This window comes from Parvibium lacunae (assembly GCF_003335215.1).
GTDB classification, from domain to species: Bacteria; Pseudomonadota; Gammaproteobacteria; order Burkholderiales; family Burkholderiaceae_D; genus Parvibium; species Parvibium lacunae.
Window position 1 is genome coordinate 205,081 of record NZ_QPGB01000004.1, and the last position, 12,469, is coordinate 217,549.

General features: G+C 54.4%; 11 protein-coding genes and 1 pseudogene. All 12 read right to left on the reverse strand.

The window, feature by feature from the left end; genetic code table 11:
* Window positions 1-5: 5 nt before the first annotated feature.
* Entirely contained in the window at window positions 6-3,650 is a 3,645-nt protein-coding gene (locus DU000_RS10150; protein ID WP_114403296.1) for an indolepyruvate ferredoxin oxidoreductase family protein, read from the reverse strand.
* Window positions 3,651-3,744: 94 nt separating this feature from the next.
* Window positions 3,745-3,912: a hypothetical protein gene (locus DU000_RS12750; protein ID WP_158529684.1), complete on the reverse strand. Its 168-nt coding sequence runs from the start codon at window positions 3,910-3,912 to the stop codon at window positions 3,745-3,747.
* A gap of 151 nt (window positions 3,913-4,063) precedes the next feature.
* Entirely contained in the window at window positions 4,064-5,032 is a 969-nt protein-coding gene (locus DU000_RS10155; RefSeq protein ID WP_114403297.1) for a Bug family tripartite tricarboxylate transporter substrate binding protein, read from the reverse strand.
* A gap of 101 nt (window positions 5,033-5,133) precedes the next feature.
* Window positions 5,134-6,045, reverse strand: coding sequence for a hydroxymethylglutaryl-CoA lyase (locus DU000_RS10160; RefSeq protein ID WP_114403298.1), 912 nt, complete (start codon window positions 6,043-6,045; stop codon window positions 5,134-5,136).
* A gap of 4 nt (window positions 6,046-6,049) precedes the next feature.
* Complete coding sequence (locus DU000_RS10165) at window positions 6,050-7,282, reverse strand: CaiB/BaiF CoA transferase family protein (RefSeq protein WP_114403299.1); 1,233 nt, start codon at window positions 7,280-7,282, stop codon at window positions 6,050-6,052.
* An 83-nt stretch (window positions 7,283-7,365) separates the two neighbouring features.
* The gene (locus DU000_RS10170; protein ID WP_114403300.1) at window positions 7,366-8,259 is read right to left on the reverse strand and encodes a LysR family transcriptional regulator; all 894 of its coding nucleotides are present in this window, start codon (window positions 8,257-8,259) and stop codon (window positions 7,366-7,368) included.
* A gap of 105 nt (window positions 8,260-8,364) precedes the next feature.
* Window positions 8,365-8,808 (reverse strand): hypothetical protein, encoded by a 444-nt coding sequence (locus DU000_RS10175; protein WP_114403301.1) that lies wholly within the window; start codon window positions 8,806-8,808, stop codon window positions 8,365-8,367.
* The gene (locus DU000_RS10180; protein WP_147266996.1) at window positions 8,777-9,535 is read right to left on the reverse strand and encodes a hypothetical protein; all 759 of its coding nucleotides are present in this window, start codon (window positions 9,533-9,535) and stop codon (window positions 8,777-8,779) included. Before DU000_RS10180 ends, DU000_RS10175 begins: the two co-directional genes overlap by 32 nt.
* Before the next feature lie 43 nt (window positions 9,536-9,578).
* A complete protein-coding gene (locus DU000_RS10185; RefSeq protein WP_114403303.1) occupies window positions 9,579-10,562 on the reverse strand; it encodes a type III pantothenate kinase in 984 nt (327 codons plus the stop codon).
* Entirely contained in the window at window positions 10,562-11,425 is an 864-nt protein-coding gene (locus DU000_RS10190; RefSeq protein ID WP_114403304.1) for a biotin--[acetyl-CoA-carboxylase] ligase, read from the reverse strand. Before DU000_RS10190 ends, DU000_RS10185 begins: the two co-directional genes overlap by 1 nt.
* 153 nt (window positions 11,426-11,578) lie before the next feature.
* Window positions 11,579-11,920 carry a hypothetical protein gene (locus DU000_RS10195; RefSeq protein ID WP_147266997.1) on the reverse strand — a complete coding sequence of 114 codons (342 nt, stop codon included), beginning with the start codon at window positions 11,918-11,920 and terminating at the stop codon, window positions 11,579-11,581.
* 206 nt (window positions 11,921-12,126) lie between these two features.
* Window positions 12,127-12,469 (reverse strand): annotated as a pseudogene (locus DU000_RS12995) (integrase core domain-containing protein); the annotation flags it as partial.

A 12,469-nucleotide genomic window follows, 5' to 3' on the forward strand; every position in this document is an offset into this window, starting at 1 on the left:
CTGTTTCAGGTTGACTGTTTACCGGTGCTCCCGGCTGCAATCGCGGCTTGCCACTTTGCCCACAAAGCATGCAGCGTCTGCTGCATCTCTTCTTCATGCCGTGCTTTAACGTGACCGAAGCCCCGCACTTGTTCAGGTAGGCAGGCAATCTCAACCGCCAGCGCGTAGTTTGCTGGGCTTAGGTCTGTCAAGACCGCACGCAAGCGGGCCGCATAGTCCACCGCCAGTTGGCGTTCCCGACGGCGTTCTTCGGTATAACCAAAGACATCGAAGGGGGTCCCACGCAGCCCCTTCATCTTGGCGAGAAGTTTGAATCCCTTCATCATCCACGGCCCAAAACGTTGCTTGCGGGGCAACCCGGTATGCGGATCACGTGCTCCCAGAATGGGGGGCGCGAGATGAAACTCAAGCTGGTAGTCTCCCTCGAATTGGCTCGCTACTTTCTCGATGAAACCGGTTTCGGTGTACAAACGAGCCACTTCATATTCATCCTTATAAGCCAGCAGTTTGGCATAGTAACGCGCAACAGCGAGACTCAAATCGCGCACTGGTTGGGCATCCCCCGCAGCAGTAAAGATCCGTTCCTCGGCTTGTTTAACCTCGTTGACCAATTGTTGATACCCCGTCGCATAGGCCGCATCTTGATATTGCGTGAGCCAATCACGACGATGCGCGATCAGTGCTGCTAGCGACTCTTCTGGGGGCTGCGCAGTGGGGCGTGCCAAGGCGATAACCTGACTCGGCGCGATAAACCGTTTCACGGCAACCAGATCATGCGCGGCCCGCCGGCCCCATAAGAACGCGGTCTGGTTTTTGGCGACGGCGGCCCCGTTCAATTCAATCGCTTTTAGCAAGGCTGCTTCGGTCAGTGGAATCCAGCCTTTTTGCCATGCAAAGCCGAGCATAAAAGGATTGGTATAAATCGCATCGCCCAACAGTGCTGTCGCTAATTCCGTGGCATTCACCAGGGCGACGTGAGCTTGTCCACAGGTTCCTTGAATGCGCTCAACCATTTGGTTGCCGGGAAATTGCCAATCTGGGTGATGGATAAAATCGGCTGTCGGCGTTTCGCCGGTATTGGCGACAACATGGGTGCGGCCCGGTTGCATTTTTGATAACGCTTCATCGCTGCCCGCAACCACTAAATCACAGCCTAAGACCACATCCGCATCCCCGGTGGCGATGCGGGTGGCAAACAGATGGGCGGGAGTGCTGGCGATTTGCACATGGGAATAGACGCTGCCCCCTTTTTGCGCCAGGCCAGCCATGTCTAGCACGGTACACCCTTTGCCTTCCAGGTGCGCCGCCATACCCAGAAGCTGGCCAATGGTAACCACCCCGGTGCCGCCAATGCCCGTTACCAAAATGCCATAGGCATACTTGTAATAAGCGTAACCAGCGGGCTGGTCGAGATCAATCAATGTCGGTTCTGGCAGGCTAGGCCAGGTGTCTTGCGGTGTTGCTTGAGAGGGGGTGGGCAGGCTCGACAAGCCTTTCGCTGCGCGAACCTTACCGCCTTTCACCGTAACGAAGCTCGGGCAGAAGCCTTTCAGGCAAGAAAAATCTTTGTTGCAACTCGATTGGTTAACCGTCCGCTTGCGTCCGAATGGCGTTTCCAAGGGCTCAATGGAAAGGCAGTTTGATTGGGCTGAACAGTCACCGCAGCCTTCGCAGACGGCATCATTAATCACCACCCGTTGTGGTGGGTCAGGAAAGACGATTTTTTCTGGGGTGTTTTTTTTGCGCCGCCGCCGTTTTTCTGCGGCACAAGTTTGGTCATAAATCAAAATACTGGTTCCAGCGCACTCCCGCAAGCGGGTTTGCACTGCATCTAGCTCATCACGATGGCGCACACTAAATGGCACCGAACCCGAGGCGAACGAGGTTTGGGCATACTTCTCAATATCATCGCTCATCAACACAATTTCAGCGACGCCTTCCGCCGCCACCTGCTGCACCAGTTGTGGCACCGTTAGGGTTCCATCAACCGGCTGGCCACCGGTCATGGCAACCGCATCGTTGTACAGAATTTTGTAGGTCAGATTAACCTTTGCGGCAATCGCCGCCCGAATCGCCAGCAAGCCTGAATGAAAATACGTGCCATCTCCCAAATTGACGAACACATGTTTTTCGTGGGTGAATGGTGCTTGGCCGATCCAGGTAACGCCTTCGCCGCCCATTTGGGTTGGCGTTTCGGTGCTGCGGTCCATCCACATCGCCATGTAGTGACACCCGATGCCCGCGATTGCCCGGCTCCCTTCAGGTACGCGAGTGGAGGTATTGTGGGGGCACCCAGAGCAGAACCACGGTTGCCGCTGCGCCAACGTCAGTGGGGTGGCCCCTGCCAAGGCGCGTTCACGGGCATCAATCACCGCTATCCGCGCCGCAATCCGTTCTCGCACCGTGCTGGGTAAAGAAAAGTTTTCCAAGCGGCGTGCGAGGGCCTTTGCAATCAGCGCGGGGGAAAGCTCGGCATGCGCAGGCAATAGCCAATTGCCTTGCGGGATCGCGTATTCCCCCCCCTCTTTTTCATCGAATTTGCCATACACTTTGGGCCGCACATGTTCTTGCCAGTTGTACAGCTCTTCTTTGACTTGATATTCCAGTAATTGCCGCTTTTCTTCTACCACCAGAATCTCTTCCAGGCCAGTCGCAAACTCGCGCACATGCTGTGCGTCCAAGGGCCAGGTCATGCCCACTTTCATCAGGCGAATACCCAATTCCGCACACAGGCCATCATCCAGGCCTAGATCATCCAGCGCCTGACGGACATCCAAGTAGGCCTTCCCGGCCGTCATAATGCCTAATCGGGGGCGTGGAGAATCAATCACTATTTGATTTAACTGATTCGCCCGAGCATAAGCCAGAGCAGCATATAACTTGTAATCCAACAGTCGCGCTTCCATTGCCAGGGGGGTATCCGGCCAGCGGATATTCAAGCCATCGGGCGGTAAGATGAAATCCGTCGGCAGAAGGGGATTGACGCGCAGCGGATCAACCTCCACCGAGGCTGAGGCTTCTACCACATCGGTCACCACCTTAAAGCCCACCCATAACCCGGTGTAACGGCTCATCGCGTAGGCGTGGATCCCCATATCCAGATACTCTTGTACCGTTGCGGGATAAAACACCGGAATCCCGGCTGCCTTGAGCACATGTTCAGACTGGTGCGGTAAGGTTGATGATTTGGCGCCATGATCATCCCCACAGACCACGATCACCCCGCCATGACGACTGGTGCCCGCAGCATTGGCGTGCTTTAACACATCCATCGAGCGGTCCACCCCCGGCCCTTTGCCATACCAAAGCCCAAAGACCCCGTCATATTTCGCCTGAGGATAGAGATTGACTTGCTGGCTACCCCAGACACTGGTGGCGGCTAAGTCTTCGTTCAGCCCTGGCGTAAATTGAATGTCGTGCTTGGCCAGATGTTGACGGGCTTTCCATAGTTGCTGATCTACGCCGCCTAAAGGGGAGCCGCGATAGCCAGAAACAAACCCAGCGGTATTCAGGCCTGCTGCTTGGTCGCGCTGCTTTTGTAGCAGCAGCAGGCGGACCAAGGCTTGAATGCCGGAAAGATAAATGCGGCCTGTTTGAACGGTGTATTTGTCATCCAAACTTAAACCATGAGCCAATTCATTTAGCTGCATGTGATGCACTCCTTGTCACTCTTGATGTACAACGTGATGGCATAGACAGATCAAGCTACTGGCAAAGCGCTTGACCTTATATTGTTTGGCTACGTTATCGGCGCGTTTGGGCGACTTGCCAATAACCAGATTTATTGCGTTGCCGCATATTCGGCGTGGCAAGCGCTAAAGGGCGCTCGCAATCTGTTGTCATAGGCTTGCTGACGCGCGGCCAGCGCAATGGTCGCGTAAAGAAAAGCGGAGTAAAGAAATAAGCAGACATAAGCGTATCCAAAAATCGTGTTTTCGGGGCCCGCATGACTACGGGCAGGGTTCACCTTTTGAGCGAATGTTTAACAATAATATAATTAAGTGTTTACTTCAATAGGCGCTAAACAGAAAGCCTCGGTTAAGAGGCTAGCGAGTCATCGAAATTAATCGGGTTTGATGTTCGCGCGTTTAATGACCTCGGCCCAGCGGTTTGATTCCGCTTTAGCAAAAGCGGCAAAGGTTTCTGGGTTCATGTAACGGGTAATCGCGCCCTGCGCTTCCATCTTTTTCTGGAATTCGGCACTGGTCACAATTTTACGGATCTCATCAGAGAGTTTTTCCACGAAAGGCATCGGCGTGCCGGTTGTTGTGAACACCCCAAACCACGAAGCAACCTCAAAATTCCGCATGCCCACTTCGGCTGCGGTGGGTACATCAGGCAAAGCGATCAAGCGCTGACGACTGGTCACCATCAAGGCCCGCATTTTCCCGCTCTGAATATGGGGCATTAAGGGGGGGGCTGTGGTCATGGTGAGGTCAACATCACCGCCCAGTAACCCTAATAACTGCGGCCCTGTGCCGCGATAGGGAATATGCACCATGGCAGAACGGGTTTCTATTTCAAATAACTCTGTCGTGATGTGCTGCACCGAGCCGTTACCGGAAGAGGCATAGTTTAGTTTGCCAGGGTTGCTCTTAGCATAAGCAATCAGATCGGCAGCAGTCTTGAAGGGGGAGTCGCCGCGCACTACCATGACTTGCGGCGCAATCACCACATTAGCCACAGCTTGCAGATCCTTGAGCGGATCGTAAGGAAACTTAACCAAGTGTGGCGACATGGTATGGAAGCCAGAAAACTCCATCAGTAGGGTGTAGCCATCCGCTTTGGCCCGCGCAACGGCATTGCCACCAATGATGCCATTCGCGCCGCCTTTGTTCTCCACAATAACTGGCTGACCGATGGCCTTACTCAGCGGCTCGGCCAGGGCCCGTGCGGTTAAATCTGCGGTACCGCCGGGCGGTGCAGGGACGACCATCGTAAAGGGGCGATCAAACGATTGAGCGAAGCTGGCGCTCGCCACGAAAAGGCACCAGAGCGTTGCCAATGAACGGCAAATAAAAGAATATTGCATTGCAATGTCTCCTGATTGTAGTTTTGATAAGGTGAGTTATTCACGGCGATTTCTCTAGCTCATAGCCACTCCTTGTCCCTCTAGGTTAATGCATTTAGCAATCACACTGTTGAATCCGGTTTGTGCAGACGCGACCCTGCCAGACCAACCTGACTGACCAGCGGATGCCCCACCAGCGTTTTCAGTAAGGTGTTCGCTTGGAGTAAAGCCGGGAGCGAAATCTCGCAGTCGGCCCCTTCCAATTGCAGGGCATGAACGACATCCTCTGTGCAGACATTACCGGTTGCCCCAGGGGCAAATGGGCAACCCCCCAGTCCGCCCAGCGAGGTATCAAAGGAACGCATGCCCAGTCGATAAGCTTCAAGCAAATTTGCCAAACCCAAGCCACGCGTATTGTGAAAATGGAGTGTTAACGCCAGTTCAGGATAATGCTGCGTTAAGTGAGAGATAAACAGATCAACTTGGCTAGGATACGCCATGCCTGTTGTATCGCATAAGGTAATCGCCGACACGCCCTGCGCAAGCCAGCGCTCTACCCAGCTCGTGACCGTTGTCAGCGGTATGTCACCCTCATAGGGGCAACCAAAGGCACAAGAGAGTGACACATTAAGTGCTATCTGTTGCTGCCTCGCCAACCCGGTGATCTCACTGAGCTGGTCAAAGGAATCGGCCTGACTCATGCGCAAATTGGCCTGGTTATGTGACGCCGAAACCGACATCACCAGGTTAAATTCATCCACGCAACAAGCTGCTGCACGCTGAGCCCCCTTTATATTTGGAATTAGTGCGGTATAGCGAGTGGCTGGGTGGCGATCCATGGCTTGAAAGACCGCTTCGGCATCGGCTAGCTGCGGAATCGCTTTAGGCGAAACAAAAGACGACACTTCGATTTTTGCAAAGCCAAGCGCTGACAAGGTATTGAGTAAGCGCAGTTTATCTGCCGTCGAGAGCAGGGTGGCCTCACTCTGCAACCCATCACGCATAACAACTTCATTGAGTTTGATGCGGTTCATGAGGCTAGTGCTCCAATGATTCTGCAATGACGTGCGCAGAGAGCAAAGCATCTAGACGCTGGGCAGGGATGCCCAATGCAGTCAAGATCGCACGCGTATCTTGCCCTAGGCGCGGCGCGGGGTGACGCACACAACCTGGGGTCGCCGTTAATTTTGGAACAATACCGGGAACAGCAACCGCCTCGCCCTCAAGGGTGGGAAGTGACAAAATCATGTCGCGGGCCAGGTAATGCGGGTCATTGGCAATGTCTGCAGCTGTATAAATACGCCCTGCGGGCACATTCGCTGCAACGAGTATTGCCAGGGCGTCAGCGATTGTTTTAGAAGCACACCAAGCACCTATCGCCTGATCAATTTCCACAACATGCGCCACCCGCCCCGCATTGTCTTGCAGGTCAGGGCGTGCTGCCAGATCTGCGCGCCCAATAGCGGTCATGAGCCGGCGAAAAATACCATCGCCATTACCGGCAATCAGAAAATGACCATCTTGGCAGGCGTATGCATTTGAGGGCGCGATACCAGGTAGCGCACTGCCCGCAGGTTCGCGCACAACTCCCGCCGCATCGTACTCAGAGAGCAAACTTTCCGTGATGTTAAATACCGATTCATAGAGTGCCACATCAACGACCTGCCCCGCCCCGCTCTGTTTGACTTGCTGCAGCGCCAGTAAACAACCAATCACGGCATGTAATGCGGCGAGCGTATCGCCGAGCGATACACCCGTACGCACGGGCACTCTGCCGGGCTCACCCGTCAGGTAGCGCAAGCCACCCATTGCCTCACCAATTGAGCCGAATCCTGGTAAATGGCTATAAGGACCCGTTTGCCCATACCCAGAGATGCGCAACATGATCAGGCGTGGATTTAATTTGACCAGCTCATCCCAGCCCAGCCCCCATGCCTCTAAGGCACCGGGCTTGAAGTTCTCGATCAAAATATCAAACTCATGAATGATGTCGCGAACCAGTTGCTGACCTGCCGGCTGTTTTAAGTCAATGACGATAGAGCGCTTATTTCTGGATTGCGCTTGCCACCACAATGACGTGCCATTGCGTAACACCCGCCAGTTTCGCAAGGGATCACCTGTCTGCGGCGGCTCAACCTTGACGACCTCGGCGCCAAAATCGGCCAAGACTCTCCCCGCAAAAGGGCCAGCGATTAATTGACCAAGCTCTAGCACTTTGATGCCAGCCAGCGGCAAAGGCGTGGCGGAAGGAGGTGGGGCAGCAGGGGACATGCAGATTCCAGCGTGATGGCAAGCCAACATAATAGAAAGGCCATCAGCCCAGGTAAATCAATCAATCGGCAAGGATGACTTAATCAGTCGTGAAGGCAGACGCCCGCTTTCAATTGCTGCCAAAAGGTACTTGCAGCCGCACTCAATGCGGCGGTCGAGGTACAGCAAGCCAGCAGATGCCGCGCCGCCCATTCGTCGCTTAAAGGCAGCACACAAACTGACATGGAGGCTGCATGTTTGAGGGCCATGTGCGTAGGTAAAATCCCCACCCCCAGGCCAGCTTGAACCATTCTGCACATAGCATCAAAGCTACGAACATGCATACGTAGGTTAATCTGACTGCCGAGATGATTGCGGATTAATTTGTGAATCGAGCTGCCGATTTCCAAGCCAATAAACGTCTCTTGTTGGAGGACAGTGAAAGAAATTTGCGCATGCTTTGCGAACGGGTGCGCCACGGGCAAAACAGCGCTCAGAAAGTCAGCCCGATAGCGAAAGGTTTCTAGTCCCGGATGCGGCTCATTTTCGCCAATAATCCCAATATCATATTGACCCGCCACAATCCCATTCACCACAGATTCGCTGGTGACTTCATCTAAATCGATCTGCACATTTTTATTTGTCACAACGAACTGCGCGAATTCTTCTGGCAGATAACCGCAGACCGCAGAGGTGTTCGCCGCAATCCGAACGATACCCTGCAGCCCCGCCGTGAAAGCTTGTGCATCAGTCCCTAAGCGGTAGAGCGAATCGAGAATCGTACGCGCATGCTTAATGATCACATGCCCTGCGGGAGTGGGGATCACGCCGCGCGATTGCCGAGTAAATAGCTTAATACCCAGAGATTGCTCGGCCTCTTGGATCCGTTTACTTACCGCCGCTAACACCAAATGGCTTTTTTCTGCAGCGGCAGTAAAGGAACCCGAATCGGCAGTTTGCACAATCAAACGTAAAGTCAGTACATCAAGCGGCTTCATAAATGTCACCCAGTTTGGGGTTGAGGGCCGTCGTCTCCGAGTACTAAAATTTAGTTATATTGAAATCGTTTGCATGGCATTGTAATCCGATTTAGCCAACGCGTTTTAAGCCAGCGCATACCCTAGGCCCTGTAGCGCGATGTTGTCGAGTAACTCACGGATGGCCGCATCTGATTCAATGGGGTAAAGCAGTGTGACGTGTGTAAAAAGGCGCTGCCCACCTCGCGCAAAACGCCACTGCGCTTGCCGCAGTACCGCGACTAAGCCTTGCACTTGCGGACAGCAGGCGCAATAAGCGCGCAATGCCGGCGAACGCGACCAGCCCGCGGCGTCAGTCGCCTGGCTAACCGCATGGACCAGCAGTGGGATACCCGGCGGGCTGTCGCTGCTATCGACCACCACGCACAAGGTCTGTTCCCGTCCTGGGTCGGTTTGAATGACACGCAAGGCCGCTGTTCGGGCTGCCGGCTCGGGAGGCAAAGCGATCAGTCGGATACGAATCAGTACCTGGCTGGCTTCAGCAATCACGCTTGGCCCAGCCTTTAACATTTTTGAGACCGACTTGTATCTTTTCCCATTCGGTTAAATTGAGTTTGCGCAGCGTCAGCGTGGTGCTCCCCGCATCAGGGTTACGCGGGCCGATTTTGGCCGTCTTCACCCCTTTTTCTTGCGCCTTAAGCAAAAATTGCTGCGCCGTTTCCTGATTGCTGAAAATCCCTAAAGAAATTGCCCAACGCAATGGGCCAGGGTCACCCAAAATATAGGTTTCCTGGATCCCCAGTGCTTTCAGTTCCGCCACTTTTTTTTCGGCGGCAGGGCGGTCTGGGCGGGGTGGAATAAAGACCAACCACTGCGTATTGTCTGGCTGCCGCTTTTGCTGCAAACGCTGGCCCAGCTTGAGGCTTTGCCAGCTCGCCAAGAGCCGCTTACTCGTTGGTTCATCCAGTGCCGGAATCTCGACACAAACCAGCCCTTCTGGCGCAGGTTTAGCCGCGACGCTGGTCGCTGGCGGGTTTGATTCCGTCTCTGTATCGCTGGGGGTCGAATTTTTTTCCGAGGCCTCTTTCTCAGCAACACTGGCGGTTTTCGCTTGTTGCAAGCGCTGGCTATAGCTTGCCGCATCGAGCGGCAGCAGCTTCTCGGCCTCTAATTGCGAGTCGAGCCGATGCGGTTCACGCGTTGCGGGGCGCCAATTCGGCCCAGGGTCGAGATAGTTTTGTGCAATCAGCCAGACCAGCCCATTGGCCAGCAGTAATAAAACAAAGATAACCCGCATCATGACCCCAAATAAAACAAAACCTTACGTTAGCGACACCCACTCATGCCGGTGCGCTGGCCGCCGGTATAGCAAAGGCTAACCCCCGCAAGACTAACTCTGGTACCGCCAAAAGCGTTACCGCGGCCACACCCGGCAGGTTCTTTTCTAGCATAGATAAATGTGCGTCCTGCAGCGCCTTTAACAGCCCCTGGCTATGCCCACCGGCAAGAATAAGTGCGACGACCGGCGTGGTGCTGACAGGGTTGGCTGGGGTGAGTGGCATCGCGCTCACCCGGCTTAATGCTAACAGCAATGCCCCAATTTGGGCATCCCAGACGCCTTGTTCCAAAGCTTGCGCGGTGTTTTGGCCCCAGCCGATAGCGCGGGGTGCATGCGCATCGGCATCGGGGTGCGGCAAGTTGGCGGTGCCTTGCGCCAGACTCTCCCACATCAGCCGAAGACCTGGCAAAATTTGCCCGCCACCATGCCGCCATATCGCTGTTTTGCCAGCGGCTGCGCCACTTGCCGACTCTGCCGTTAGCGCCTCACAGCACAACGCATCAATGGTTGTTGCCGTGCCTGCGTTGACGACCACGGCATACCGTATCGAGTCTGGTAGGCCCTGCATTGCGCCGATCAAACTCGCCCAACGATCTGCCCCCAAACTGCCGCTAGGGTGATACGGCGAATGCAATTTCTTCGTTCCGTCCGGCGAGATAAACTCAGGCTGTGCTTTCATCATGCTAAACGCAGCATCAGGCCATCGCTGTTGTAACTCATGAGCCAACGCCGTCATCGCCGTTGCGTGCCGCACCCCGCATACCACGATTGCCCTGGGCGCCGCCCCTGCGAGAACCCCCATCAGTTGTGCGGCCAGTTGTTCCACCAGGGTTGCCATGGTGCTGCTGCCAACGACGACTGCCCCGCAGTGATCGGCCGCCAGCCAGGGGCTGCTGAGCAGGCCTGGGCAGGTTTCCGCCAGGGCCCATTTGAGCCTGGTGTTACCCGCATCAAGCAACAGAGCAGGGGCGGTGAGTGCGCGCATTAGGCTTGGCCTCGTAAGCGCAAACTGACCTCACCCGCATTCACAACGCTGAGTGTGCCGCGTGGGTCGCCAGGGGGCGCATCGCTAACCTGCAATTGCCCTTGTTCATCGACCCCAAGTGCCCAAGCAGGCTGATCGGTGCTGCCACGTAGCCAGACTGCCTGACCCATAAGCGCATCCGCCGCCGCATAGTCGGCTTGGAAAGCGGTAAACCCTGTGGCGGCAAAGCGCTCGGCATACGCCATGATGCGAATCATCAAACGCGCAGCCAGGGCATTACGCTCAGGCACAATAATCCATTCATCCAGTGCGGTAATGGCTTGCGGAATTGCCGCCTTGAACGCCGTGGGCAAGTGCAGGTTTAAACCCAGGCCAATCACGACGATGGGCGCACTGGCGCTGCCCGTGGTTTCCAGCAAAATGCCCCCCACTTTTTGTTGCTGTAGCCAGATATCGTTTGGCCACTTCAATTGGCAATCCAAGCCCTCCTCCCGCAATACCTCGCGCACCGCGAGTCCGATGACCAGCGCCAGCCCGCTTAAGCGTTCCAAGGCCGGGGCCTGATACCACGCCAACGACAGGGTTAAACTATGACCAGGTGCCGCAAGCCAGGTTTTCCCCCGCCGCCCACGGCCAGCGGTTTGGCTTTCTGCCAACCGCGCTGCCCACGTGAGAGGTGCCGCCGGTCGGGTTTGGGCAAGCAGGTCTTCATTGGTCGAGCCGGTGGTTGCGACGACGCTTAGCGCCAATTGTGCTGCTAAACCAGCATCCAGTGCCTGCATCTGCGCGCGTAGATGCAGGGCATCCAAGGGGTTTACAATCACCGCAGTGGGCTCAGAGGAAATAGAAGTTGGGGTAGACATGGGCGCATCATAGCGCAGGAATATACCCTTGCGGCAAGCAACCGCTTAGCCAGTTTGGCTGGCTCTGCGCAGGCTCGGGCACCGCTAAGCTTTTTTATAGCTTCTGGCAGAAATAGTCATATTGGGGGGTAAAAAAGCGGTTGTAGCTTGTAATTAAACATCGTTTAACTCTCGCTGTTCATCTTCGCGCAACAACCATTTTTGATGATGGTGAAAACGGCTCCAACACAAGCCACAGATAATAATCATGATCAATAACACGACATAAGATGCAGGAAATATACCTGCAATATTTCCCTGAGGTATTAGATTGATCAACTGTACGATCAAAGGTAGCTGTGCAATATATTGCGCAAACCCTTTTAAGGGCTGAAACCCAGTTTGCCAAAAATATAGGGCAGATATAGAGAGTGTCACCCACGCAGTGGGTACGCTCATGACGATTGAGATAGCAAGCCACTTATACCGTAATTTTAATCGTTGCGGTCTTTTCATCTAAAGCTCCCCCGTAGTTAGTATCTTAACCCACACGTCAACGATTAATATAGATTTTCGGTTTACAGATTATTAAAGATAAATCATATGGCGAATTCAGGAATGAAGATTAAAGGGGCCAGGCTAGAATAATTTATTGTTCTCTGACTTTTACCAATCACAAACTAGCCGTCCTTTTTTTAAGGACAGTTGACCTGCTCCCCAACTTAGTCCGAACTGGACGTAGAGTTTGCGGTTAAAAAACTGTCTGCAAACTGATCAGGGGTTTGATAGCCGATGGCACTATGGGGCCCCTGAGTATTGTAGTCGTGTCGCTATGCCTCGATAAGCTGGCGGGCATGACGCATCGACATAAACCAGTGTTCATTCAGGCATTCGTCGCGGAATTTGCCATTGAAACTCTCGATATAAGCGTTCTGCTATGGTTTGCCGGGTTGAATGAAGCGCAATTGCAAGCCAACAGCATAGGCCCATTCATACAACGCCTTGCTGACGAATTCTGGACCATTATCGACTGTAATGCCCTTGGGCAAGCCACGGCTCTCGGCC